The sequence below is a fragment of the Microbulbifer maximicatervae (SeqCode) genome (assembly GCF_056232625.1).
The window spans coordinates 2,773,305-2,799,090 of sequence record NZ_CP174324.1; the positions used below are offsets into that span (position 1 = coordinate 2,773,305).

Consider the following 25,786-nt stretch of genomic DNA (forward strand, 5'->3'; position numbering starts at 1 on the left):
ATAATGCGCTGGAAGCTGAGCAAAGCCGACGACCTGATTGCTACCGAACACGGCAATCCTTCTGAAGAAATAAGCACTCAAGATTTAGAAAAAAATATTCTCCTTACCAAACTCGAAGAGCTGGTTTCCTGGGGCCGTTCAAATTCCCTGTGGCCATTTAACTTCGGGTTGTCCTGTTGCTATGTAGAAATGGCCACCGCCTTCACCAGCCGCCACGACATCTCCCGATTTGGCGCTGAGGTCATCCGAGCAACCCCACGACAAGCGGATTTGATTGTAATTTCAGGGACGGTTTTCCTGAAAATGGCACCAGTGGTACAGCGACTCTACGAGCAAATGATCGAGCCCCGTTGGGTCATCTCCATGGGTTCCTGCGCAAATTCCGGCGGTATGTACGATATCTACAGTGTGGTTCAGGGGGTCGATAAGTTTCTCCCGGTCGATGTTTATGTGCCCGGCTGTCCACCGCGCCCAGAGGCCCTACTGCAGGGATTAACCTTGCTGCAAAAGTCGGTGGCTGCGGAGAGACGAGCCTTCAGCTGGGTTGTCGATGATCAAGGAACTCACAAGGTTCCAAAGCCCAGTCAGCGTGATCTCCATAGGGAGGAACGTATGAAAGCTGACATGCTACGTGCGCCCGACAGTGTTTAGGCTTCATGGAATAAGAAAAAAACAACGGAATAGCCAATGACTGGCGTAATTGCGAAAACTGTCCACACAGCAACTCCCTACAGGAAAGCAGCAGAGGCATTTATTCGGGACCTCGACACCGGATATAAGCTTCACTCGTTCTGGTGGCAGCCACACTGTGATGATATGCCCACACTATGGATCGAGAAACATGCCTTGATCCCTCTTTTGCTCTTTCTCAAGCGGGATATCACCCAGCCATTTGAAATGCTGTATGACCTGAGTGCTATCGACGAACGGCTGCGGGTCAACCGTGGGGAGGGAACCGAAAAACAGCCTTCCAGCGATTTCACCCTGGTATATCAACTACTTTCATTTACCCGCAATTTATTTATCCGTATCAAGGTGGCTCTTCCCGAGAGTGATCTGAGCGCACCGACTATTACTGCCGTTTGGGAGAATGCCAACTGGTATGAACGGGAAGTGTGGGATCTATTCGGTATCGACTTTCCCGGTCATCCCCATTTACAGAGAATCATGATGCCGCTGACCTGGAAGGGGCATCCACTGCGCAAGGATCACCACGCCCGAGCTACCGAAGTCGACCCATTTAGTCTGTCAGAAGAGAAGGAGCGCAAAGAACAAGACGCCCTGCTGTTCCGGCCGGAAGACTGGGGCATGGCCAGGAGTAATGAAGACTCAGAGTTTATGTTCCTCAATCTGGGCCCGAATCACCCCAGTGTGCACGGGGTATTCCGTGTAGCCCTTCAGCTGGATGGTGAACAGATTATCGATGCAGTGCCAGATATCGGTTACCACCATCGCGGTGCAGAGAAGATGGCCGAGCGCCAGGCCTGGCATACCTATGTGCCCTACACCGACCGTATCGATTACCTCGGCGGTGTCATGAACAACCTGCCCTATGTGATGGCACTGGAGCAACTCGCCGGCATTAAGGTCCCTGAACGCGCACAGATGATACGGGTGATGATGTGCGAGTTCTTCCGCATATCCAGCCACCTGGTATTTTTTGGCACCTTTGCCCAGGACGTGGGGCAGATGTCTCCCGTGTTCTATATGTTTATCGATAGGGAAAAACTGTTTGGAATAGTTGAGGCCATTACCGGCGGCAGAATGCACCCGGCATGGTTCCGTATCGGCGGAGTAGCGCAGGACTTACCCCAAGGTTGGGACAAGATGGTGCGGGAATTTCTTGACTATATGCCCGCACGCTTAGCCGATTACGACGGCATGGTAATTAAAAACAAACTCCTGCAACGCCGCACCCGTGGCATTGGTGTCTACGATACGGCGGAGGCGTTTGAGTGGGGGGTTACCGGGCCAGGGCTTCGCGCCACGGGCCTGGATTGGGATCTGCGTAAAAAGCGCCCTTACAGCGGCTATGATCAGTTCGAGTTCGAGATTCCCAGCTACGATGGTGGGGACTGTTTCGACCGCTGCCGGGTCCGGGTGGATGAGATATGGCAGAGCCTGCGGATTATCCGCCAGTGCCTGGAAAATATGCCGGCAGGCCCTTACAAGTCGGACCATCCTTTGACCACCCCTCCGCGAAAGGGGCGCACTATGGAGGATATCGAGACTTTAATTCAGCACTTTGTGAATAACAGCTGGGGACCGGTAATGCCAGCCGGCGAAGTGTGTTATCCCATTGAGGCCACCAAAGGTATCAACAGCTACCAAATCGTTAGTGATGGGGGGACCACCTCATACAGGACCCGAATTCGCACCCCTTCATTCCCACACCTGCAAATGATTCCGTTAATGTCCAACGGACTGTTGATTGCTGACCTTATTGCCATTATTGCCAGCATCGACTTCGTCATGGCGGATGTGGACAGATAACAATAAAAAACTACGGCACGCACAGGGCCGTACAGCAGCGGAGTAGAAAAGTGCACGGAAATACACCCAGCGTTTCAGTCATCGCACACACAGATGGCAGCAGCGCCTCAACGACACCTCCGCAAGTTCTATCTCGGAGGCGACTATGTCCAGCTTACTAGAACCGGAATTGATTGAAGTAATGGAGCAAGGCAATAACAATTCAGCAGACAACCTGGCGACCTTAACAGTACAAGAAAAAGAGGAAATTGATCAGGAAGCCACCCACTACCACGAAAAAACTTCAGTGGGGCTCGAGGCGTTGCGGATTGTACAGAAACATCGCGGCTGGATTTCCGATGAGAGCCTCCAGGCAATTTCCAATTATCTGGATATTCCCGTTGCAGAACTTGAGAGTGTCGCCACCTACTTCCAGTTGATTTTCCGCCAACCAGTAGGCAAGGAAGTGATCTACCTGTGCAAAAGCTCCAGCTGCTGGATTATGGGTTGCGATAATTTGCAGAAAAAAATATCTGAGCGCTTAAATATCCAGCCTGGAGAGACCTCCGAAGATGGGATTTTCACCCTGCTGGAAACGCCCTGCCTGGGAGATTGTGACAAAGCCCCAGTCCTTATGCTTGGCGAGGAAATGCACCGCCACTTGGATGAGAAAGGTATTGATGAATTAATCGATAAGAAGAAAAAATACCATGCTGACAAATCCACTGACTAAGAATATTTCCAGTGAAAATATTGCCGCCACTATTGAGCAATATGTGGAAAACGACGGCTACCAGGGCTGGCGCAAAGCCATCACCATGGTACCGGACGATATTATCAACGAAGTAAAAGATGCAGGCCTGCGTGGACGCGGTGGTGCGGGGTTTAACACTGGGCTGAAGTGGAGTTTTGTACCTAGGGGTGAAGATTCGCCCAAACAAAAGTACGTTGTCTGTAACGCCGATGAAATGGAACCCGGCGCCTTCAAAGACCGATTGCTAATGGAGCGAGACCCCCACCTCCTTCTAGAGGGAATGGCTATAGCCGCCTATGCCATTGGCGCCTCTCACGCCTATATTTTTATTCGTGGTGAATACCACCTGGCTGCAAACCGGCTCGAACAGGCAATCGATGAAGCCAAGCAACAGGGCATGATTGGCGAAAATATTTTCGACAGTGGCTTTAATCTGGAGATCTGCCTGCACCGCAGCGCCGGTAACTATATCTGTGGTGAAGAAACCGCACTGCTAAACGCCCTTGAAGGCAAGCGGGCCATTCCCCGTGCCAAGCCCCCCTTTCCACAGGTCAGCGGGCTTTGGGGAAAACCCACTGTCGTTAACAATGTAGAGACCTTGTGCAACCTCCCCCATTTAATTAGCCACGGCGTGGAGTGGTACAAAAACCTTAGCCGGGGTGACGATGCGGGAAGCAAAATATTTGGTGTTAGCGGCAAGGTTAATAATCCAGGGGCTTGGGAACTCCCAATGGGGACGCCCATTCGCGAAATTATTGAACAACATGCCGGTGGCATGAAAGATGGCCTGCAACTGAAGGGCATTCTCCCCGGCGGAGGGTCAACCGATTTCCTCGGCCCGGACCACCTCGACCTTCCCATGGATTACGACGTTATCGGCAAGGCCGGCAGCCGTATGGGGACCGGCACGATCACCGTGCTCGACGATAAAACCTGCCCCGTTGGCTTGGTACTGAACCTGACCCAGTTCTTCGCGCGGGAATCCTGTGGCTGGTGTACCCCCTGCCGGGACGGCTTGCCCTGGGCGGTCAAAATTCTGGAGAGAATAGAGTCTGGCCAGGGGACTAAAGAAGACTTGGAACTCCTCAGGGAACAGTGCGAGCGTATTGGCCCCGGCAATACTTTTTGCGCCCTGGCTCCCGGCGCTGCAGAGCCTATACAAAGCGCGTTAAAACTCTTTGAACGGGATTTTATCGACCATATTGAAGGCGGTTGTTGCCCCTACCAATAAATTAGCGCGACAACCCTGCCCCTGAAAGCATTAATAAAAAGAAAATGGATTTCAAATGCCAACCATCACAATAGACGGTAATAAATACCAGGTTGATGGAGATCAAAACCTGCTCACTGCCTGCCTGTCCCTGGGTTTGAATGTCCCCTATTTTTGCTGGCACCCCGCCATGGGATCTGTTGGCGCCTGCCGCCAGTGTGCAGTTATCGAGCATAAGGACAGCGAAGATCAACGGGGCCGTTTGATTATGAGCTGTATGACACCGATAAAAGACGGCGGTATTTACAGTGTCAGTTCAGAAGCTGCGAAAGATTTTCGCGGTTCTGTGATAGAAGACTTGATGACCAACCACCCTCACGATTGCCCTGTTTGTGAGGAGGGCGGCGAGTGCCACTTACAGGATATGACTGAAATGTCCGGTCATACCATGCGCCGCTATCAGGGTACCAAGCGCACCCACCGAAACCAGTATCTCGGCCCCTTTATCAATCACGAAATGAATCGCTGTATTACCTGCTACCGGTGTGTCAGGTTCTATCACGACTATGCCGGTGGCGAGGATTTACAAGCACTGGGTCGCAATCACCAAGTCTTTTTTGGCCGCAATACCGAGGGCATGCTGGAAAATGGTTTTAGTGGGAACCTTGTCGAAGTGTGCCCCACCGGAGTATTTACCGATAAGACTTTCAGCCAGCACTTTGTCCGAAAATGGGATTTGCAAACAGCCGCCTCAGTCTGTGAACACTGTGCCGTGGGTTGCAACACCGCGCCTGGAGCGAGGGAATCCGGCAACAACCAAGACCCGATGTTGCGCCGTGTGGTTAACTTATATCACCACGATATTAACGGCTATTTTCTCTGTGACCGGGGGCGCTTTGGATACGAATATGTCAACAGTAAGAGCCGGATAACCCAGGTACTTTCTGCGCGCAAAGATGATGTGATCAGCTCTACAGCAGAAACTGATGAACGTCTGCACAAAGAGGTTTCCCCCAAGGATGCAGTGTTCTCACTTTCAGAAAAACTCGCATCTGCGCAAAGAGGTGAGCATCATTTAATAGGCATAGGTTCACCCAGGGCATCATTGGAAAATAACTTCGCCCTATTAAAGTTTGTAGGGCGGGATAACTTCTTCTCTGGCCTCAACCAGCGGGATATGCAGCTACTACACCTTGTAGACAGAATTCAGAGCGATGCCAATATCCACAGCCCGACCATCCCTGAGATAGAAAATTCAGATGTTGTATTGATACTCGGGGAAGATATCTACAATACAGCCCCCAGGGTTGCCCTGGCAGTTCGCCAAGCAGCACGGAGCCGCCAAAAAGAACAAGCTGAATCATTAAGAATACCCTTGTGGCAGGATGCTTCTGTTCGACAATTAGAGGGTGAACCCAGCCCGATTATTTTTATCGGCACCGAACTCAATCAGATCTCAGATATTACCTGTAAAGCGATCTATACCCTGCCGGAACAGGCTGCCCAAATCGGCCAGGCAATTGCCAATAATATTCTCGAGGTTAAAAGCAACAAAACTTCACTGAGTGCAGAGAATCTGGAGGAAGCTGAAAGAATCTCAGCAATATTAACTGCGGCTAAGAACCCAGTGATCATCTCTGGAACCAGCAGCAAAAATATCCACCTTACCCACAGCGCAGCAAAAATCGCCGGTGCACTGGCAGAAAAAAATGGCAAACCCGCTTCTCTATACTTGTGTTGTGAAGAGGCTAATAGCTTGGGAGTTATTCAGCTGTTTGAGCCCGAAACCGGTTCCCTTGAGCACCTGATCACTGAACTCAAGAATGACAAAACCAATATCGATAAAACCCTAGTGATTCTGGAAAATGACCTCTCCTTAAGAATCGCGAGTGAAGAGTTAAACAGTCTGTTTGCCAGCGTCGACCATATCATTCTGCTGGACACCCTGCTCAATGAAACCGCCAAACATGCCGACTTAATCTTTCCTGTATCCGCAACGGCCGAATCCCAAGGGACATTTGTTAACAATACTGGTTTGGCACAGCGATTTTATGCGGTCTATGAAGGCACTGGGTATATCCAGGAGAGCTGGCGCTGGCTGGTAGATGCCGCTGGTTTTTGCACAGAACACTCCGAGAGTATCGACACTATTATCAATTGGAATCACTGCCCGGATATCACCGATTCCCTGGCAGAAAGTGTTGCTTCACTCAAGGTCATCAAAGATTTAGGACCGGATGAAAATTTCCGGATTGAAGGGCTGAAGGTTGCTCGACAGACCGCTCGCTACAGTGGGCGCACGGCTATTCACGCAGAGGAACATGTCTCAGAGGAGCCCCCACACCAAGACCCCGATGCTCCTATGAGCTTTAGCATGGAAGGTGTACACAATCCAAACCGATCACCCCTGCAAGCCAATATCTGGTCTCCCGGATGGAACTCTAATCAATCGATTTTCAAGTTTCAGCAGGAAGTGGGTGGCGAACGCCGTGGTGGTGCCTCGGGCAAGTACATCCAGCGACAGGAGCAAGCACTTTCGGAATGGTCATTGCCCACAGCCTCCGATGGCGATACGGATAGCGATAACCACAGTCTAACGACACTGCCGATTTACCGAATGTTTGGTTCGGAAGAGCTCAGCAACCGTGCAATGGCCATCGCTACAGTGATCGATAAGCCATTCTTTACTTTAAATCGCGGTGATGCCGAAAGTGCCAACCTCAACCAGGGAGACACAGTGGCATTAGACACCAATAGCGGTGTTTTCCGGGGCAGTGTGGTTATCTCCGATAGCCAACCTTCGGGCAGCCTGGGTGTACCCTATGGTCTTCCAGGGCTTGAAACTCTTGCCCCCGTATTACCGGGTGGCGCCAATCTGTTGCCAGTGGAAGAAAGCTCCGCAATCGGGCAAGAGGACTAATTATGAGCACAAATATCTGGATCATATTGCTCAATATTTTCGGCGTATTGATAGTTACCGTGCTGCTAGCAGCCATTTTAACTTGGGGCGAGCGCCGCCTATTGGGCTTTTGGCAAGATCGCCCGGGCCCTAACCGAGTAGGGAAATTTGGCACCCTGCAAGTTATTGCAGATATGATCAAGCTGTTCTTTAAGGAAGACTTCACTCCGAAATTTGCAGATATTCCCGTATTTGTACTGGCACCCACTGTAGTTATGGCAACCATGTTGATTGCCTTTGCTGTAGTGCCCATATCGCCCAATATTGGGGTCACCGACCTGAATATCGGTTTACTGTTTGTGCTGGCTATGAGTTCTATTGCGGTCTACAGCGTAATTCTTGGGGGATATGCATCAAATAATAAATATGCTCTGCTCGGTGGGCTAAGGGCTGCCGCTCAAACCGTGTCCTATGAAGTATTTATGGGTTTGAGCCTGATGGGCGTTGTTATGCTCTCAGGCAGTTTCAATCTGCGCGAGATTGTTAATGCCCAGGCAGATGGTTGGTTTATCATCCCTCAATTCCTGGGTTTTATTGTTTTCTTTATTGCCGGTATTGCCGAGAGCCGCAGAACTCCATTTGATCTTCCGGAAGCTGAGCACGAACTGACAGCGGGATTCCATACCGAATACTCCGGGATGAAGTTCGGCATGTTCTTTGTGGGTGAATATCTGGCTGTGATTCTAATTTCAGCGCTAATCACCACCCTGTTTCTCGGTGGATGGCACGGTCCCCTACTGCCCCCATTTATCTGGTTTTGCCTGAAGACTGCCATTTTGGTTGGTGTGTTTATTCTTTTAAGGGCGGCGATTCCACGCCCCCGTTACGACCAATTAATGAAATTCGGCTGGAAGGTCATGCTACCTCTGGCCCTGATCAATCTACTGGCTACCGCAGCGGTACTTTTGTGGACTGCCTAGAAAATTAAAATAAGCGTGCGAGGCCAAAGAAATGATTTCAAGCCAAATTCGCAGCATGTGGTTGGTATTTAAACACCTGTTCCGGAAGAACGTTACCGTACAATACCCCGACCAAAAGCCCTACTTGGCACCCAGATATCGCGGCAGGATCGTGCTCACCCGAGATCCCAGCGGTGACGAGCGCTGCGTTGCCTGTAATCTCTGCGCCGTTGCCTGCCCTCCTGATTGTATTTCACTGCAAAAAACAGAAGATCCAGACGGCCGCTGGCGCCCCGAATATTTTCGTATCAATTTTTCCCGCTGCATTATGTGTGGGCTTTGTGAAGATGCCTGCCCAACCTATGCCATTCAGCTAACACCTGACTTTGAGATGTGCGAGTACGATCGGCAAAACATGGTGTACGAAAAGGAAGATCTTCTAATCAGTGGCCCCGGTAAGTATCACGACTACAGCTTTTATCAAATTGCAGGAAAGGCCATCTCAGGTAAGGACAAGGGCGAAGCTCAAAATGAGGCCGAGCCTATTAATGTAAAAAGCCTAAATCTTTGATTTCAATAAGGCTAATAACTAAAAAGAGGTTTTCCCAGTGAATTACATTTTCTACTTAACCGCTGCGGTTGCCATTGTCTCAACCGCCATGGTTATCTTTCACAAGAACGCGGTCCACGCGCTACTTTATCTTGTCACTTCACTTTTGTCGGTTGCCGTTATTTTCTACCAGTTTGGCGCCCCCCTGGCAGCAGCTTTGGAAGTTATTATTTATGCCGGCGCAATCATGGTATTGATTATTTTTGTCATCATGATGCTCAATCAGGGAGACGCTTCAGTTGCACAGGAGCAAGCCTGGTTACAACCCCACACCTGGATTGGCCCAGCCCTTCTATCAGCCATTTTGTTAATCCAGCTACTTCTGCTGGTTAGTAGCGGGCAAATCCCTTCAGAGCAAACCTATCACTATATCGGTCCCAAACAAGTCGGTATCGCACTTTTTAGTCATTACGTTCTCGCTGTCGAACTGGCTTCAATGCTGCTTTTGGCAGGGCTTGTTGGAGCTTTTCACCTCGCCCGACATAGAAGAACAGTTAAACCGGAGTGAAGCTATGCCTATCGAATCTGCACCTGGCTTGGAGGCTGGCGTGCTGTTGGCCTCCATTCTGTTTTGCTTGGGGTTAGCCGGATTACTCATCCGAAGAAATATTATTTTTATGCTGATGTGTATTGAAATTTGCACCAATGCCGCAGCATTAATGTTTGTTGTCGCCGGCGCTCATTGGGGCAATGCTGATGGGCAGGTGATGTTTGTTTTTGTTGTCACCCTGGCCGCTGCCGAAGTAGCCATTGCACTGGCGCTGGTCTTGCAATTTTATTATCGCAAACACACGGTCGATATTGACCAGCTCAATGGATTGAGGGGTTAATATGAACGGATCACTAGCCTGGATACCATTGCTTCCCTTTCTTGGTTTCCTGACCCTCATCAGTATTCCACTGTTTACACAAAAGGAACCCTCACAAAAGTTAGTGAGCCTGATTGGTGTGGGCAGTGTGGGAATCGCAGCGATTCTGGTTTTTAACCTCGCACTCTCCACCTTTCTGGGCAACCCGGAATCGGTCGTTACACTGTCAGTTTGGCGGTGGATGCGGGTATCAGACCTCCAGCTCGGCTTCACCTTTCATGTGGACTGGCTAACCCTGGTAATGCTGATGATCATTACCGGAGTAGGCTTCCTTATCCACTTATACTCAGCCGGATATATGCGTGAAGATCCGGATTTCCGCCGCTACTTTTCCTACCTGAATCTATTTGTCTCTGCCATGCTAATTCTCGTAATGGCGGACAACCTGGTACTTCTCTATCTGGGATGGGAAGGCGTTGGTCTTTGTTCCTACTTGCTCATTGGATTTTGGTATAAGGACCCTGCAAACGGCGCGGCGGCACAGAAGGCATTTATCGTCACCCGCGTCGGCGATACCGCCATGGCGATCGGCTTGTTCCTGCTGTTCTTTGAGTTCTCAACACTAAATATACCGGAGCTCATCACAGCGGCAGGGAATCCCGGGGTCAATACTCAAATTATCACTATCGCTATGCTGCTGTTACTGGGTGGCGCTGTGGGTAAGTCAGCACAGATTCCACTCCAGACCTGGCTTCCCGATGCGATGGCAGGCCCCACTCCCGTCAGCGCCCTTATCCACGCTGCCACCATGGTGACGGCCGGGGTCTACTTGATCGCCCGTATGCACCCGCTTTATCAGCTGTCTGGAACCGCCATGACAGCTGTAGCCATTGTCGGCGCTCTGACTCTATTAATCTCCGGATTCAGTGCTATCGCACAAAGTGATATCAAACGGGTCCTGGCCTATTCAACCATCTCCCAGATTGGATATATGTTCCTGGCCCTGGGTGTGGGTGCCTGGTCAGGAGCCATCTTCCATTTGATGACCCACGCCTTCTTCAAGGCTCTGCTCTTCCTCTCCGCAGGGTCAGTAATCCTGAGCGTACATCACGAGCAGAATATCTTTGCCATGGGCGGCCTCTATCGCAAAATCCCCTTTACCTTTATCTGCTTTACCATCGGTTGCGCCTGCCTGGCAGCGCTCCCATTTACGTCCGGCTTCTACAGCAAAGATCATATTTTGCTCAGCGCTTATGAATATCATCAAGGAGTAAACCTGCTTTGGCTTGCAGGTCTATTGGGAGCACTGGTCACAGGGATTTATAGCTTCCGGGTTCTGTTTCTTGCATTTCTGGGCAGTGAGGGCAGCGCCTCCTCACACTGTAAAGACGCCAATAACACGGTGATGATGCTTCCCTTGGGCCTCCTCGCTGTACTTGCCCTATTTGGTGGAATTCTCGCTCCACCTCTCCAGGGAGTCTTTGGCACCCCAACCGACGAACACCACTCCTGGGTCATTGAAGCCATTGCCATTGCCATGCCGCTGATCGGCCTGTTTATCGCCTGGAAAATGTTCCTGTTCGAGAAGAAGGTTGGGGAGCAGCGCTCTCCACTAATGCAGTTTTGGTTTAAGGGATGGGGTTTTGACTGGGTCTATGACCGGGTCTTTGTAAGACCTTTTAAATTTATCACCGCCCTTAACCACAAAGATATTATCGACAGCATCTACAAGGGTACCGCTTCGCTGAGTGCACATCTAAATAACGCCCTCAGCTCTTCACAAAATGGCCAAATACGTTGGTACCTGGCCACCTTTGTAGCCGGATCAATTTTATTCCTAGCCCTGTTGGTGGCTCTATGACATTACTGGCAATAATTATAATTTTATTTGTTGGGGGAATATTAGCCTGGCTGGCAGAGAGATATCTCTATGAAGGGGGGCGCTTAATCAGCCTGGTTTCCCTGATAATCGCATCCCTGCTCTTGATCAGCTATTTCCCCCAGGCAGAGTCCACAGCTGTTACAGGTGACAGTCAGTGGTGGGATAGCCTTTTGATATCGTGGATACCCAGGTTTGGGATCAGCTTCCATCTGGCGATTGATGGACTCAGCTTTCTTATGCTGCTACTGACAATGGGGATGGGGATCTTTGGGTTAGTAATGACCTGGAATGATGTCACCTTCCGGCGCGGCTTCTTTTATTTTAACTACCTGTGGACACTGGCCGGTATTGTCGGTGTGTTTACAGCTATCGACCTGTTTTTATTCTTTTTCTTCTGGGAAGTCATGCTGATTCCCATGCTGCTGTTGATTGCAGTTTGGGGCTATGAGGGCAGAGTCTACGCTGCGATAAAGTTCTTTATTTTCACCCAGGCAAGCAGCTTGTTAATGCTGATTGCCATCGTTGCCTTGGCATTTATCCACTATCGGAATAGCGGACAACTGACCTTTAACTATATGGATTTGTTGGGTGCTCAACTGTCTGCAACAGCAGCTTATTGGTTAATGCTCGGTTTTTTTATTGCCTTTATCGTCAAGTTGCCAGCGCTGCCCTTCCATACCTGGTTACCTGACGCCCATACCCAGGCCCCTACTGCCGGCAGTATTCTGCTGGCAGCGATTCTATTGAAAACAGGAGCCTATGGTTTATTACGTTTTACACTGCCCTTATTCCCGGAGAGTTCACAAGCTTTTGCACCGGTTGCAATGACCATTGGAGCCATCAGTGTGGTCTACGGCGCATCGCTGGCATTCGCTCAGAAGGATATGAAAAGACTTGTGGCCTATTCCAGTGTGAGCCATATGGGATTTGTTCTATTGGGGCTCTACGCGCTGAATACTATCGCCCTGCAGGGCGCAGTGATGCAAATGATCGCCCACGGCTTGAGTACTGCTGCTCTCTTCGCATTAGTAGGCGCACTACAGCATCGTCTCCATACTCGGGATATGAGCCAGCTCGGTGGTGTCTGGCCTCTTCTGCCAAAGCTATCCGCCGTTGCACTCTTCTTTGCCATTGCCTCGCTGGGACTGCCTGGGCTCGGTAATTTTGTTGCCGAATTCCTGGTGCTTGTTGGTAGCTTTAAAGCTAATCACTGGTTAACGGTTATTGCAGCAATTGGGCTTATTGGAGCAGCACTCTATGCACTATTGATGATGCAGCGTGTCTTCTTTGGCAAGTTTAATGACAAATTGAAACCAGCTACAGAGGGGAAAACTGTCAGTGATCTAAGCCTCAGGGAGATCTCTGCGCTTCTTTCACTGGCGGTGCTTCTCGTGATCTTCGGGCTCCGCCCTCAGCCTATCTTTGATATCGCCGAGCCTACGATTGCTAAATCAATGCAAAAGTTTCAAGCCCCTGAAAATGAAGAAGTCGTCATAGAAAAGACAGGGCCGGAAACTTCAGCAAGCTTAGCCTCTCCTACTGCTAAAAGCGCTAATACAGGTACATCTCTATGAGTGCCCAAGAACTATTTTCTATCCTACCGCTTTTACTGATTAGTGCCGGTATTGTAATTTTGCTGCTCCAAGTATCCTTCTGGAGAAATCATGCGGGCGCTCTGGTTACAACTCTTATCACTTTGGTAGCCGCTATCATTGCCTGTTTCTGGGTTGGAGCCACCCTATCGGGCAATAACGGGTCCATTCAAGTGACTGCCCTACTCTCGATTGACTACAACTCATTGTTCTTCTGTCTGCTGATATTAGTTACCGCCATAGCCGTCAGCGTTATGGGATACAACTACTTAAAACTTCGGTGTGACCTGAATAGAAACCCGGATAGCTATCCAGAAGAGTTTTATATACTACTTTTACTTGCCATTTTGGGAGCAAGCACCCTGGTATTTGCCAGCCACTTTGCCACCTTTTTCCTCGGTATAGAATTAATTAGCCTCGCACTGTATCCACTGTTGGGATTTGCGGTTACTGGCAATTTATCCTCAAGCAAAGATCAAGTAAATTCCCTGGAATCTGCCTTTAAATACTTAATCCTTTCAGCACTTTCTACCGCTCTCGGGCTATTCGGTATCGCATTAATTTATGCGGCGTCTGGGGCACTGGACTTTGGCAGTATCGCTACACGGATACAGGATCTTTCACAGACTTCTGCTCTTTTTGCAACCGGCGCCACTCTGCTGGTCATTTCTGTTGCTTTCAAGTTATCACTGGTTCCATTTCATATCTGGACACCCGATGTATTCCAGGGCGCACCTACGCCTACGACGGCGTTGATCGCCACAGTGGGAAAAACAGCCGTAATTGCCTTTCTGTTGCGATTCTTTAATACCTTAAATCTCTACCAGAGCCCTATTCTTATTGACTTACTGACAATCGCCGCCATAGCCAGCATGCTGATAGGAAATTTATTGGCCCTGATGCAAAACAATATCAAAAGGCTGCTGGCCTACTCCTCAATCGGCCATATAGGCTATTTAATTGTGGCGTTTATCATCGGCAATAGCGCGTTTGGTACAGAGGCGGTTATTTATTACATGGTCGCCTATGTCATTACTACACTCGGAGCCTTTGCAATCATTGGCCTAATAGCCGATTCAGTGGAGGCCGCCCAACTAACCCATGGAACAAATGTCAGTGACGTGACCAACAGTGCAGACGATCCTTATCACAGGGACTTTTACCGGGGATTACTCTGGCGTAGTCCATGGCTGGCGAGCTGTCTTGCTCTAATGCTGTTATCTCTGGCTGGAATTCCCTTAACTATTGGGTTTATTGGGAAATTTTACGTCTTTACCGCAGGTGTTGAAGGAAAAATGTGGGCTCTTCTCGCTGGTGTGGTTATTGGTAGTGCATTGGGCCTCTTCTATTACCTTCGTCTTCTACTTACGATGGTACAAAGAGATGCCATTGACACTAGCAGTAACAGCGAAACGTTACAAATTACCACCTCAGGGCAGTTTTTAATCGCAATTCTCGCTGCTGTACTGGTTTTTTTCGGAATATTTCCACAGATCCTTATTAACTGGATAAATGCTATATAAAGTAGAGAGCGAGTGCTGATGTAAAAATATTTTAAAGCCCAGGCAATAGCCTGGTCATCAGAGGGTACTTACTATGAAGACTTTCAAACAAGCATTTGAAGTCATCAAGGATGCTGAGAGATTTCACCTGGAAATGGCAGCTGTTTACGAGACCTTACTGGATAAATCAGAGGACTACCGAACCCAATTGCTATTAAAACACATGCTTGAGCATGAGCAGAGAATGGCGAAAAACCTGCAGAACTACAATGATGTAGCGCAAAATAAGGTGATGAAGACATGGCTGCAATACACCCATGAAGAAAGTGCCAATGACTTTATTCGCCGCCTCAATCTGAGTGATCCACCCACAATTCGTGAAATTAATAATATGGGACGAGAGGTAGATCGCTATTTCTCAGAACTCTATCAGGCGGTGTATGGGGCAATTGAGTCGATGGAGGTGAAAGAGGTGTTTGAAGACCTGAAACAAATACAAGATAAGGAAAGAATTACCTTATCTATGGCCACAAACTCACTGTGGGATATGTAAAAACCCCGCTACTTACAGCGGGATCTAATCGTCACATAATTCTGCAGTCGGCTAACCCGGCATTAAGAAACACCAGGTTAGCCAGCTACAAAATTCCAGCTACAGCTGGGATTACTTAGAACTCATACTGCGCTCTTACGTAGTACAGAGCTCCATTGAATCCCATAGGTGCTGTTTCCGGATATTCCGCTCCGGCAACACCGGACCAGGGATTTTTATCCGGATAGTTGTTGAATATGTTTTCCGCACCTGCGATCAAGGTCATGGAATCATTGAAGTCATAAGCAGCCTCAATATCTACTGTAAATTCATCACCGGCGTCGATGGGCAGACTATAGTCATCCAAATGTGCTTCCCAGTAACTACCGTAGTAGTTGAGTCGCACTAGGCCTCGCCAATTATCTCCTGTGTGATTAAAAGTGGCATTACCACGAACATTTGGCAATCCGTCTTCCAGCTGCCTAAGACGCATATCACTTATAGTCTCTTCCCTGAAATCAGTTACTTCAGTATCAGTCCAATTCCAAGCGAAACTAAGGTCCGTAGCATCGCCTACTGGATAGGTTGCTACTACGTCAACACCACGAGTTTTAGTGTCAAAATCATTAGTATAAAAGCGGAAAAAGGTTAAAGAGTCAGCGCCGCTGATACCATCAGCCACTAACTGAGCGCGTTCGTCATCGGTCAGCAATTGATCCGCTGACTGGGTAATCCTGTCATCCACAGAAATCTGGAAATAGTCAATTGTAATTTCCCAATCACCTGCTGAGAATATCGCCCCCAATGTAAAGCTATCAGATTCTTCCGGCTGTAACTGCGTTCCGCCTCTTAACTGAGCAATTGGGTTTGTTGGTGGGATAGTGCCCTTGTTCTCTAACTGGCCATTAGTAAAAGCTGTTGTTACATTGCTGATATTAGATTGTGCTGGAGTTGGTGCACGGAAGCCCGTACTCCATGTAGAGCGCAAGGCAATAGCATCATTGATTGTGTAATGACCTGACAGCTTATAATTAAAAGTATCGCCAAAATCAGAAAAATCTTCCCAACGCAAAGCTGCGCCTAATCGAAGATCATCATTTACTTCAAGCTCAAAGTCAGAGTAAATCGCTATATTGTCGCGGTCGAAAGTGCCTACAGTTTCTGGGCCAAAACCAGAAAAGCCATTAGACCCAATCAAGAAGCCTTGCTCTGCCAAATCGCCAATTTGCCAGGATGCGGTATCACCCTGTTTCACTTCAAATTCTTCTTCTCGCCATTCAAAGCCCGTCGCCATAAATAGCGGCAAGCCAGCAACTTCTGTACTCTTAGTCAAATCAATATTGAAATTGGTTTCAGTTTGAGCATAACCACCAGGGCTGAACTCAGTCGGAGTATCTGGGCCCAAAGTAGCGTTTACCGTATTATAAATATTGAAATCTACTTCGTTATGGCCTCTACTTGCACTTACATCGTAGCCAATCCCATTGGCAAATTCTCCCCGCATGCCGAAGACCACAGAGTAATCCTCAAGATCTCCACCGAATCTTGGCGTAAATCCTCCAGGGAATATTTCTGTATAAGAAAAACATTCTTCGAGATCATGTGCTTCCGACACACTCACGTTCTGGCAATCATCAATACCGTTACTGGGATCTAAGTCACCAATTAGAGGATGGATGAATACTTCGTCGTCATCTATAACGCCATTGCCGTTTACGTCTGTCTTTTCCTCATACGTAAAAACCCCAGATCGGTTCTCGGGATTTCGGAAATAGAACCCTCCATCAGTAGAACGACTCGCGTAGTTACCAAAGGCATACAGCTCAGCGGTATCATTTAGCTCTATGGCGCTGTTAACAAAGAACTTAGTGTCGTCATTAACTTCTGGCTGGCCCCAGATCTGTGCAGGATTAGCTACGTAGGTGTTGCCATCGGCGATCAACTGAGCAGCATCATCTCTCTGAACACTTCGACTGGTAGAATCCTGCTCACGGTACTCAAGGCTGACATTCACAAAGCCGGCGTCTGTCAATGGCAAGCCAAAGTTAGCTGCAACGGTGCTTTGATCACCATCACCCTCAGCAGTGGTTGCGTGCTTAACTTCAACACTTCCGCCCTCAGCTGCATCCTTTAACTGAAAGTTGATAACGCCGGCAATCGCATCGGAGCCATATTGGGCTGCGGCACCGTCACGCAGGACCTCAACCTGTTTCAGAGCAATCGCCGGAATTGCAGAGATATCTGGCCCCTGGGCACCATCTGAAACACCACTTCCTAGGAAGGAAATGACGGCAGCGCGATGGCGACGCTTGCCATTCACCAGAACCAGTGTGCTATCGGGCGGCAGTCCACGCAGGTTTGCAGGGCGAACGATTGAGGCAGCATCAGAAATTGGCTTTGCATTAACGTTGTAGGATGGAACAACGTTTCTAAGCAGGTTACTGAGATCTCCATCCCCCTGGTTTACAAATTCTTCTCCGGTCACGATATCAATGGGAGCGGAGGAATCTGTAGCGGAACGCCCTTCAACACGGGTACCGATTGTTATCACTTCCTCAAGGAGTGCATCTTCAGCAAAAGTGGGGCTGCTTAGTGCAGCAATCGAAGCTGCCAGCAGAGAGGGAGCGCCACAGGCTGTAAGCCAGCGCTTCTTTTTTTCATTCATAGGAGAAATACCCTGTTTTAGTTATCTCTTATTTTCTTCCGAGCTAAATCAACCAGCTTTCACTTAAACCAACTTGTGCGTTAAAGCAAAAATAAATTGGCTAATTGAGGTGGTACTCCAGGAGATCAATAAAAATTTTTTACGCACTTGAAAGCTCGCTTATGCAGAGGGAGGTTACCATCAATACATTCACTGCAAGAAGTGTGACAACCAGAGAAAATGCCAGAAAAACTACAATTTGCAAGAGCAAAAAAGGCAATTTAAAAATTAAGATCGACTAAAAATGTAGATACTGACAAAACTGCCAAAAATAAAATAAATCTAATTAGATGATTAAATTAAATTTTATTGCAAGGGGAAGCCAAATGGAGCATTCATACACAAGCAGGGTATATCCCGAATAATAACTTCTACAGAGGACAAATGAAACTTATTTGATGATTTGAGGTAAAAAAATAACCTTAGCCTACCGTAATAAACATGATAAATATCATTTCCACAAACAAATACTGTGAAGATATTTTATCTTGTCAGCTCTAACCCACAGACAAACATCCACAGAAAACCCACTTAACAAAAGAGGTTAATACTAAAAAACTAACGAATATGGGACAAGCAAACCTAACAAGAGTAGATTTGTGTTATAAAAAACCACCCACTGATACACTTCGAAGCTAGTAGAGTGGCTTTAATAAACATCACAGTGGACTATCAGTCTAACTTTTGGTTAACAAAGATATCTCTAAGTAAACCTAGCAACACTATTCAACAATCAAGTGCGAACTTTATTGCGGCTTGAGCGTGAATCTCTGTGGAGTTCATCAGGTGAGTAGAGGTATCCTCTTGCGAAAGTAACATGCAAATCTCTGTACACCCTAGGATCACACCTTCGGCACCTCGATTGGATAGCAAATCCACAATGCGAATAAATTCCATTTTTGAACTATTAAGGACTCTCCCCTTACAAAGCTCTTCGTAAATAACCCGGTGGACTATCTCCCTATCGCTGGGCTCCGGAACCAAAACCTCAATCCCATACTTATCTTGCATATAGCCACGATAGAAATCTTGCTCCATAGTAAAAGCTGTCGCCAACAAACCGACAGTTTTTATCCCTCTATTCTTAAGTGCTTCAGCTGTTGCATCACCGATATGTAAAAAAGGTACATCAACAGCCTCGACAATATCTCCAGCTACTTTATGCATAGTATTGGTGCACAATAAAACTCCCTCAGCACCAGCTTTTTCCAGACGTACCGCCGCCTCAACTAATAGCTTACTTGCCTGAGCCCAATCACCCTCCATTTGTAACCGGGCAATTTTTTCAAAATCGACGCTATAAAGTAGAATTTCAGCCGAGTGCAGCCCTCCTAACCTTTTAGCAATTCCTTCATTAATCAGGCGATAATAAATTGCCGTACTCTCCCAACTCATTCCACCCAAAAGGCCAATCGTCTTCATCTTTGAGCTCATCTAATATCCCTTAATACAGTTGCGAATACTAACATGGAAGAGCGGTAAGACTGATTGTAAATAGAGGGCATCCAGGAATACCGGCAACTTAATTAAAAGTACCAATTTATGCACTTTATATAAAATTGGTACTCACTTATAAATCACATAAGGAAGTGATTTAATACTTTCTTATTCTTAGTGAAAGATCAATAATCAGATACTTCTGTAGGATCAACCCGCATACAGGAAGCTATTAAGTTTCTCTTACTGAAGTTGTAACCGGACACGACACTCATCAAGTTTTCCCTTCCCAATAGCCGGTGGGTAATCTCACCAAGAGGCAATCCTTGCCGGTCCAATTCCCGTGCTTCAGTTGCAAGATTTAACAAATAATCATACTTGGCTTTTAAGCGAACTTTTCCTTTTTCTACAATCCCTCTATGAGGACAAAATATAATATCAAAATCATAGGTGAGCACTTTTTTGATACTGTGCATTAAAGTTGGAATACTTTCATCTTTACGCAATAGCTTTAACTTGCTAGCTACATACAGATCAGCAGTGAATATCCACCCTCGATCCTGAACCAGATAACAGGTCATGTCTTTGGCATGCCCTGGTGCGGGGATAACAACTACCTTTTCGCCGGAGAACCTTAAATCTTCCGGTAGTGGCGCAGCTTCCGCACGCCCGGCCCTCCCCCAAATCAGCATCTGTATTGGCGGTATCCGAAAACCTCTCTTTAATATCTCTACTGTCGCCTTAGGGGCTCTTGGCTGTATACCAGTAAGTTTATAAATTGCGCCGGCGTTACCACTATGATCTTCGTGGTGATGGGTGAGGACTAATTGCCGAAAAGGTTTATTTTTTACAAACCACTTGACGTATTTCCACTGGTTACTGGGGCCGGCATCGATAATAGTGTCACCCAACCGATATACAATAAAGGTTGTATTGATACCAAAGTCGAAACGGCCGACCCTTTGCGCATCCAGATCTTGATAGTCAAAAGAATCAATAACCGACACGCCACTCTCCAGCGCAAGAGACAGACCTTTAAGGAATTATAGAAGCATATCTATAAGGGCAGTCCTCCCTGGCAATTAGGCAATTTTAACGCCAACCATCGCAGGCTCAGGGAAAGAGAGTTTGATATAAGCTTAAATACGACACAGTGACATTAATGGTGACGAGTTACTTTGTCATTTTTAAACGCAACTGCAAACCCAACTTGGATGTGGCTCCAGTAGTGACCCAGGCAACGCGCCCGTCAGTGTCGACAATCAGCAAGGTTGGCGTCACTTTAACGCCCCATTGGGCACTTAAAACACCATATGGATCATTTAGAGAAGGAAAAGCAAGTTCGTGATTCCGCATATATTCGGTAACCACCTCTTCTGTTCCAGACTGCATCGCAACACCAACAACCTGGTAATCCCGAGACAGGTCAGTCACAGCGGGGGAAACTATCCGGCAATAGGGGCACCAGGTTGCCCAAAAATAAATTAATACTGGACCTTTAGGGTACATTTGCTTTAGATCAATAAGATTTCCCTGCAGCGATTGCCCCTCTAACTGAGGGGCCTGGTTCTCAGGGATATCTCTTTGGTGGAAATAACCCACGGCAGTAACCATTAGTACCGCCAAGGTGATAAATATCAAGGCCTGAATCAGGTAGCTATAACGAGCTTTTTCCACCCCAAATAAACTCCTTTAGTACTTCACACTACACCCATAAGCCCGCGACGAGGACTTGGGCACAGCCAGTCCCTTCAGTGAAGCATCCAGTGCAGCAGAAACATAATTGTGTGAACTGCCTATAACCGCAGGATTGGCTGAGTCATTATCATCAATGGCTCCAGCATATACGACTTCCCCCTGAGGATTAATGATAAACATATGCGGGGTAGTTTTAGCTCCATAAGCACGCCCCATAACTCCAGAGGTATCCAGCAAGAAGGGTACGCTTGCGCCGAGGTTATGACTCTGTGCAACTGCCATAGCCTGCTCTGGCTCCAAATAGCCCTGCTTTCCTTTAGCGGAAGAAATAACCGTGAGCCAATTTACTTTCTGTGCTGTATACCTTTTTTGTAGGGACTGCATATTACCGCTGCCATAGTGTTTCCGGACATAGGGACAATCTTTATTGAACCATTCAATAACCAACCATTGGCCTGTGTAATCGGAGAGATTGTGAGTTTTTCCAGCAGCATCCACTACTGAGAATTTTGGCGCTTTTTGTCCAGGAACGGCTGCTGCCAACACAACACTCGGCAACATCAGGAATAAAAGCAAAACTCCTTTAAGTATCGAATTATTCATGTTGAAAAATAATTTCATAATTAACCATCCTCACTATTAACAGTTAAGTGCTTACTAAACAGTGCTGCAATTAAAGACTCTTGCAGCAGTGGTGGAAGTAACTCTGGTTTTTTCCCTCCTGCAGGATACCATGCATATACAGGTACAGAGTTCCTCCCTAAATCCTGCAAAGCTTGGGTAATTTCAGGGTTATAACGCGTCCAGTCGGCCCGAATAAGAAGCACGTTATTCTTTTTAAATAATGCTTGTACACTTGGGGTATCAAGCACCAGCTTTTTATTTACCTGGCAGGTAATACACCAGGCTGCGGTATAGTCAATAAATACAGGGCGCCCATTATCCAAGGCTTCCGTCAAAAGTGCCTTGTCATAACGATGCCAGTCATACGCCATTTCTGCAGGTTGCTCACCACCCTCCATACGGATTGCCGGTAGAGATATTAGCAAAATAGCAGCGACACAAATCAGACCCGCTGCTCCCCCCTTTTTGGAAAAATTTTTTACTAGCCAGATTGCAAGAGTAACAACGAGCAACAGGCTTAAACCGGCCAACCAACCAGAGTCCCCAGCTAGGCGCCCTAAAATCCATAGTAGCCATATCACCGTTGCGTAAAGCGGAAATGCCAGAAACTGACGCAACTTCTCCATCCATGGACCTGGAGCTGGCAGATGCCTCAGTATTACAGGACTTGCACACATCAAAATAAATGGCGCAGCGAGCCCTAAACCGAGGCATAAGAAGATGAGTAGAGCCTGAAGTGGAGGAATCACCACCGCTGCTCCCAGAGCTGCTCCCATAAATGGACCGGTACAGGGGGCCGCAACAAAGACAGCTAAAACACCGGTGGTAAAGGAGCCACGGCTACTGGAGCTAGCAAGCCCCATTAATCGATGCCCAAACTCAAAAAAGCCGCTAAAGGATAGGGCCATCAGCCAGAAGAGCATAATTAACCCAATTACCACAACCGGTGACTGAAGTTGAAAGCCCCAGCCAACGGCCAACCCTCCCCAGCGTAGCGCCAATAAAGCAAGCCCCAAAGCAAGAAAAGTCACCATAATGCCGGCGCTATATAGGAAAGATTCACGCAAACGTTCGGCTGGGCGATTACCACCGTTAATCAGTCCAAATAGCTTTATGGACAGCACCGGGAAAACACAGGGCATCAGATTCAATAGGATACCGGCAATAAATGCTGACAGAAGTAAAAGCCATATAGAGGTCGCGCTCGTCTCAATTCCCCCTTGAGATAAGAGGGGGGCAGAGACTTTCCAGGCCCGGCTCGAGTCTGTAATCACAAAATCGCTGCTTTCACTAATCTCAGAACCTGGCAGACGCTTGAACTTGTAGAGGAGAATTTCATCTTCGCGCTGAACTTCTGGCTCAGACGCAGAGTACAAGTCACCATTTACGGGGAAAATGCTAGGTATTTCATCGCTACAATTCCCACTGAGCTGCAAAGTAATATGCTCACTACCTCGCGCTGAAATGGATACTGGTTGCCACGGGCTCTCACTTTCCCCCCCTGGAAGCCTGTTGGCAAAGTAATTCCTTAACGCCAGATCTGTAGCTGGCCAAGCCGCCTGCTCTGCAACCGGCCGTACAAGGCTCATAGTGGCAAAGCCCGGTATGCAATCCACTTTACAAACCAACCACTCCAGGTCCGCATGCAGGATGACCTCTTGCGTGCGCTTATCTGGGAGGAGCTGGAACAGGTAGGCAACATTCCCGGAGTACCCCAGGTTAGTAAGATGCTCTACCCGGAGACGCGTTGGGAATGGCCATTCGATCGGCCCTAATAAAGCGCCCTGAGCCTCCATATCAAACCGTGGAGCCGCCCCTGAATCTCCAGCATTACGCCAATACACATGCCATCCAGGATCTACCTCAAAGTAGAATCCAACCGTCTCTCTCATTCCTTGGCGAAATGTATCAGGTGCCAGCCAACGCACCTTGACGTGATCACCAGAAGCCGTCTCCTGTGCTACAGGGAGACCCGCAACCAACAGTAACGTAAAACAGCAGATGTTGATCAGCGTGGTCTTTATTTTCAATGTGATTCTCCTTCTCGCCTAATCAACTGGTACTCCCCCTTTGGGTCAGATACAAGTTACAACATTGGCCTCCCCCATCACAAAACGAAGTCTCACTATACTCCGATCATACCTAACCTAAAGAAGCGCCCAGAATGCCTGCCTTGCAGATAAGTGACGGCCGTATCCTTACTTATGATGACTATGGTGATCCAAATGGCTGGCCTGTGCTTTTCAATCATGGCTTCTCAGATTCGCGACTAATTCGCAATCCTGATAGGGACCTTACCGCATCTCTTGGCGTAAGAATCATCTCTGTAGATCAACCTGGTGTGGGGGGATCATCTCCCCATAGAGGCCGGCGAATGGTTGATTGGGGGGCAGATATCGAAGAACTGGTTAATCGTCTAAATATCGAGACATTTTCGGTAGTCGGCCATTCAGGTGGTGCCCCTCATGCACTTTCTATCGCTAACAAACTTCCCCACAGAGTCTCAAAAATTGCCCTTGCAGCCCCAGTTGCGCCACTGGACTACCCAGGAATGACTGACCTGCTAAAAAACCCGGATATCAGACTTATCGCAAAGATCCATCGTTGGCAATTTCTTACTCGCTGTCTGTGCCGATTAAGTGCATACCAAGCCAATAGCAATATACAAGATTATATTCAGCTCTTTGCAAAGAAAGACGCCTCTGATGCCGCACTGTTTATTCGAGACCCGGCACTTAAGAAAATGTTTGAAGAATCATTTTCTGCTGGAGCAACGCAGCATGGGGAGGGTTTTTTTGAAATGATAATGGCGCTTTGGGATTGGGGGTTTGATCCTCGTGAAATCACCACTTCCACCAAAATATTTTATGGTGATGCCGACGATATAATTGATATTAAAATGCCAGAATATCTCTCAAGTATAATGCCAAATAGCTCAACTCAAAGCTGGCACCAGCTGGGACACTATGCATTTGTTAACAAGTACTGCTGGGTTGAATTGCTCAAGTCAGCTCGCAAGTAAGCCTTGCGAACTTTACGAGCAACGCTTTTATCTAGCCATCAACAGGCAAAGCCTCTACTGCACTTACCGGGACCAGGCTTGAAATAAAATCCTCAGTGGCCACATCCCAGGAATAGGTCCTGGCATGAGTAACACAGTCCGATCGGTCCAATAATAGTGCCTTTTCTATGGCCACTTGCAGATTGCTATCCAACGCTCCAACGGGGGCATCACCAATGATATCTTTCGGACCCGTCACAGGGTAGGCGGCAACGGGCAAACCACAGGCTAAAGACTCAAGATTAACCAGACCAAAAGTATCAGTTACCGAAGGAAATACAAAAACATCTGCAGCGCTGTAGCATTCAGTTAAGTCCTTACCCTCTTTAATTCCCAGATATACCGCCTGTGGAAACTTCCTCTTTAATTCATTGAGTTGAGGACCATCCCCCACGATAATTTTTGTTCCCGGTAACTCAAGAGATAAAAACTTATCCAGTGATTTTTCCACTGCAACACGCCCTACATTGAGCATGATAGGCCGAGTTAGGCCCTCAAAAAGTTTTGTCTCAACTGGATAGAATTTTTCTAACTCTACGCCTCTTCGCCAGCGGGTGACACGGGCAATTCCCAAGGCTCGAGCTTCCGCTGCCATACCATCTGTAGTCACCATTGTTTGTGCTGCGGAATTATGAAAGCGACGCAGGAGACCGTGTAACCACTTCAGTGGAACTTTATAGCGAATCGATACATATTCAGAGAGACGGGACAGCCAAGATGTCGTAAAACGCAAATTATTCCGTTTGCAGTAGCCACGAACAGCCCACCCCACTGGACCTTCACTCATGATGTGAATGGCGTCCGGTGAAAAATCCTCAATAATTCGGGCAGCTTTCCCACCGGGAAATACTGCAATTTTCACTTCTTTATAGCCTGGCCAGGGGAAATTAGTAAAATCAGTAGCAGAAACAATTTTTACTTGGTGCCCTCGTGTTGTGAGTTCTTTCTCAGTTTTTTCCAGCACTCTGGAAACACCATTTAGTTGCTCCGGATAAGTATCCGTAGCAATCAAAATCTTCATATTTTGCACTCTTCAGCTAT

21 protein-coding genes are annotated in these 25,786 nt (G+C 47.8%); 14 read left to right on the forward strand and 7 right to left on the reverse strand.

Annotation, left to right across the window (positions count from 1 at the left end):
* Nucleotides 1-3 precede the first annotated feature (3 nt).
* The 13 genes from ACJJI6_RS12150 (at nt 4) to ACJJI6_RS12210 (ending at nt 15,242) form a co-directional block, all read left to right on the forward strand.
* Nucleotides 4-651: an NADH-quinone oxidoreductase subunit B gene (locus ACJJI6_RS12150; RefSeq protein ID WP_282934025.1), complete on the forward strand. Its 648-nt coding sequence runs from the start codon at nt 4-6 to the stop codon at nt 649-651.
* A 36-nt stretch (nt 652-687) separates the two neighbouring features.
* Nucleotides 688-2,493, forward strand: coding sequence for an NADH-quinone oxidoreductase subunit C/D (nuoC, locus tag ACJJI6_RS12155; RefSeq protein WP_413664590.1), 1,806 nt, complete (start codon nt 688-690; stop codon nt 2,491-2,493).
* Between the two features lie 145 nt (nt 2,494-2,638).
* The gene (nuoE, locus tag ACJJI6_RS12160; protein WP_475710613.1) at nt 2,639-3,205 is read left to right on the forward strand and encodes an NADH-quinone oxidoreductase subunit NuoE; all 567 of its coding nucleotides are present in this window, start codon (nt 2,639-2,641) and stop codon (nt 3,203-3,205) included.
* Complete coding sequence (gene nuoF, locus ACJJI6_RS12165; protein ID WP_475710615.1) at nt 3,183-4,457, forward strand: NADH-quinone oxidoreductase subunit NuoF; 1,275 nt, start codon at nt 3,183-3,185, stop codon at nt 4,455-4,457. The genes nuoE and nuoF overlap by 23 nt, the downstream gene beginning before the upstream one ends.
* Nucleotides 4,458-4,512: 55 nt before the next feature.
* Entirely contained in the window at nt 4,513-7,356 is a 2,844-nt protein-coding gene (gene nuoG / locus ACJJI6_RS12170) for an NADH-quinone oxidoreductase subunit NuoG (RefSeq protein ID WP_475710617.1), read from the forward strand.
* 2 nt (nt 7,357-7,358) lie between these two features.
* On the forward strand, nt 7,359-8,315 hold the full coding sequence (nuoH, locus tag ACJJI6_RS12175) for an NADH-quinone oxidoreductase subunit NuoH (protein WP_282934030.1): 957 nt from the start codon (nt 7,359-7,361) through the stop codon (nt 8,313-8,315).
* Between the two features lie 31 nt (nt 8,316-8,346).
* The gene (gene nuoI / locus ACJJI6_RS12180) at nt 8,347-8,865 is read left to right on the forward strand and encodes an NADH-quinone oxidoreductase subunit NuoI (protein WP_475710619.1); all 519 of its coding nucleotides are present in this window, start codon (nt 8,347-8,349) and stop codon (nt 8,863-8,865) included.
* A 37-nt stretch (nt 8,866-8,902) separates the two neighbouring features.
* Entirely contained in the window at nt 8,903-9,412 is a 510-nt protein-coding gene (nuoJ, locus tag ACJJI6_RS12185; protein ID WP_413664586.1) for an NADH-quinone oxidoreductase subunit J, read from the forward strand.
* 4 nt (nt 9,413-9,416) lie between these two features.
* Nucleotides 9,417-9,734 carry an NADH-quinone oxidoreductase subunit NuoK gene (nuoK, locus tag ACJJI6_RS12190; protein WP_444892930.1) on the forward strand — a complete coding sequence of 106 codons (318 nt, stop codon included), beginning with the start codon at nt 9,417-9,419 and terminating at the stop codon, nt 9,732-9,734.
* 1 nt (nt 9,735) lies between these two features.
* On the forward strand, nt 9,736-11,574 hold the full coding sequence (gene nuoL / locus ACJJI6_RS12195) for an NADH-quinone oxidoreductase subunit L (RefSeq protein WP_475710621.1): 1,839 nt from the start codon (nt 9,736-9,738) through the stop codon (nt 11,572-11,574).
* On the forward strand, nt 11,571-13,169 hold the full coding sequence (gene nuoM / locus ACJJI6_RS12200; protein WP_475710623.1) for an NADH-quinone oxidoreductase subunit M: 1,599 nt from the start codon (nt 11,571-11,573) through the stop codon (nt 13,167-13,169). Before nuoL ends, nuoM begins: the two co-directional genes overlap by 4 nt.
* Nucleotides 13,166-14,710 (forward strand): NADH-quinone oxidoreductase subunit N, encoded by a 1,545-nt coding sequence (locus ACJJI6_RS12205; RefSeq protein WP_475710625.1) that lies wholly within the window; start codon nt 13,166-13,168, stop codon nt 14,708-14,710. Before nuoM ends, ACJJI6_RS12205 begins: the two co-directional genes overlap by 4 nt.
* A 73-nt stretch (nt 14,711-14,783) precedes the next feature.
* The gene (locus ACJJI6_RS12210) at nt 14,784-15,242 is read left to right on the forward strand and encodes a hypothetical protein (RefSeq protein WP_282934036.1); all 459 of its coding nucleotides are present in this window, start codon (nt 14,784-14,786) and stop codon (nt 15,240-15,242) included.
* Between the two features lie 115 nt (nt 15,243-15,357).
* On the opposite strand, the gene ACJJI6_RS12215 is transcribed toward ACJJI6_RS12210, so the two are convergent.
* From ACJJI6_RS12215 to ACJJI6_RS12240, 6 genes are all read right to left on the reverse strand, one after another.
* The gene (locus ACJJI6_RS12215) at nt 15,358-17,886 is read right to left on the reverse strand and encodes a TonB-dependent receptor plug domain-containing protein (protein ID WP_475710626.1); all 2,529 of its coding nucleotides are present in this window, start codon (nt 17,884-17,886) and stop codon (nt 15,358-15,360) included.
* 765 nt (nt 17,887-18,651) lie between these two features.
* On the reverse strand, nt 18,652-19,359 hold the full coding sequence (locus ACJJI6_RS12220; RefSeq protein ID WP_475710627.1) for an aspartate/glutamate racemase family protein: 708 nt from the start codon (nt 19,357-19,359) through the stop codon (nt 18,652-18,654).
* Nucleotides 19,360-19,547: 188 nt separating this feature from the next.
* Nucleotides 19,548-20,369 carry an MBL fold metallo-hydrolase gene (locus tag ACJJI6_RS12225; RefSeq protein ID WP_475710629.1) on the reverse strand — a complete coding sequence of 274 codons (822 nt, stop codon included), beginning with the start codon at nt 20,367-20,369 and terminating at the stop codon, nt 19,548-19,550.
* Between the two features lie 166 nt (nt 20,370-20,535).
* Complete coding sequence (locus tag ACJJI6_RS12230) at nt 20,536-21,039, reverse strand: protein disulfide oxidoreductase (protein WP_413664579.1); 504 nt, start codon at nt 21,037-21,039, stop codon at nt 20,536-20,538.
* A gap of 15 nt (nt 21,040-21,054) precedes the next feature.
* Nucleotides 21,055-21,681 carry a thioredoxin family protein gene (locus ACJJI6_RS12235; RefSeq protein ID WP_475710631.1) on the reverse strand — a complete coding sequence of 209 codons (627 nt, stop codon included), beginning with the start codon at nt 21,679-21,681 and terminating at the stop codon, nt 21,055-21,057.
* Nucleotides 21,682-21,683: 2 nt separating this feature from the next.
* Nucleotides 21,684-23,714: a protein-disulfide reductase DsbD family protein gene (locus ACJJI6_RS12240; protein WP_475710633.1), complete on the reverse strand. Its 2,031-nt coding sequence runs from the start codon at nt 23,712-23,714 to the stop codon at nt 21,684-21,686.
* Nucleotides 23,715-23,848: 134 nt separating this feature from the next.
* On the opposite strand from ACJJI6_RS12240, the gene ACJJI6_RS12245 reads away from it, so the two are divergent.
* The gene (locus ACJJI6_RS12245) at nt 23,849-24,706 is read left to right on the forward strand and encodes an alpha/beta hydrolase (RefSeq protein ID WP_444939856.1); all 858 of its coding nucleotides are present in this window, start codon (nt 23,849-23,851) and stop codon (nt 24,704-24,706) included.
* A 31-nt stretch (nt 24,707-24,737) separates the two neighbouring features.
* On the opposite strand, the gene ACJJI6_RS12250 is transcribed toward ACJJI6_RS12245, so the two are convergent.
* Entirely contained in the window at nt 24,738-25,766 is a 1,029-nt protein-coding gene (locus ACJJI6_RS12250) for a glycosyltransferase family 4 protein (protein ID WP_475710635.1), read from the reverse strand.
* Between the last annotated feature and the right edge of the window lie 20 nt (nt 25,767-25,786).

Bases quoted from the DNA above. Each gene is read 5' to 3' on its own strand.
- ACJJI6_RS12150 (WP_282934025.1), top strand. From the start codon at position 4: ATGCGCTGGAAGCTGAGCAAAGCCGACGACCTGATTGCTACCGAACAC.
- nuoC (WP_413664590.1), top strand. From the start codon at position 688: ATGACTGGCGTAATTGCGAAAACTGTCCACACAGCAACTCCCTACAGG.
- nuoE (WP_475710613.1), top strand. From the start codon at position 2,639: ATGTCCAGCTTACTAGAACCGGAATTGATTGAAGTAATGGAGCAAGGC.
- nuoF (WP_475710615.1), top strand. From the start codon at position 3,183: ATGCTGACAAATCCACTGACTAAGAATATTTCCAGTGAAAATATTGCC.
- nuoG (WP_475710617.1), top strand. From the start codon at position 4,513: ATGCCAACCATCACAATAGACGGTAATAAATACCAGGTTGATGGAGAT.
- nuoH (WP_282934030.1), top strand. From the start codon at position 7,359: ATGAGCACAAATATCTGGATCATATTGCTCAATATTTTCGGCGTATTG.
- nuoI (WP_475710619.1), top strand. From the start codon at position 8,347: ATGATTTCAAGCCAAATTCGCAGCATGTGGTTGGTATTTAAACACCTG.
- nuoK (WP_444892930.1), top strand. From the start codon at position 9,417: ATGCCTATCGAATCTGCACCTGGCTTGGAGGCTGGCGTGCTGTTGGCC.
- nuoL (WP_475710621.1), top strand. From the start codon at position 9,736: ATGAACGGATCACTAGCCTGGATACCATTGCTTCCCTTTCTTGGTTTC.
- nuoM (WP_475710623.1), top strand. From the start codon at position 11,571: ATGACATTACTGGCAATAATTATAATTTTATTTGTTGGGGGAATATTA.
- ACJJI6_RS12205 (WP_475710625.1), top strand. From the start codon at position 13,166: ATGAGTGCCCAAGAACTATTTTCTATCCTACCGCTTTTACTGATTAGT.
- ACJJI6_RS12210 (WP_282934036.1), top strand. From the start codon at position 14,784: ATGAAGACTTTCAAACAAGCATTTGAAGTCATCAAGGATGCTGAGAGA.
- ACJJI6_RS12215 (WP_475710626.1), bottom strand. From the start codon at position 17,886: ATGAATGAAAAAAAGAAGCGCTGGCTTACAGCCTGTGGCGCTCCCTCT.
- ACJJI6_RS12220 (WP_475710627.1), bottom strand. From the start codon at position 19,359: ATGAGCTCAAAGATGAAGACGATTGGCCTTTTGGGTGGAATGAGTTGG.
- ACJJI6_RS12235 (WP_475710631.1), bottom strand. From the start codon at position 21,681: ATGAAATTATTTTTCAACATGAATAATTCGATACTTAAAGGAGTTTTG.
- ACJJI6_RS12245 (WP_444939856.1), top strand. From the start codon at position 23,849: ATGCCTGCCTTGCAGATAAGTGACGGCCGTATCCTTACTTATGATGAC.
- ACJJI6_RS12250 (WP_475710635.1), bottom strand. From the start codon at position 25,766: ATGAAGATTTTGATTGCTACGGATACTTATCCGGAGCAACTAAATGGT.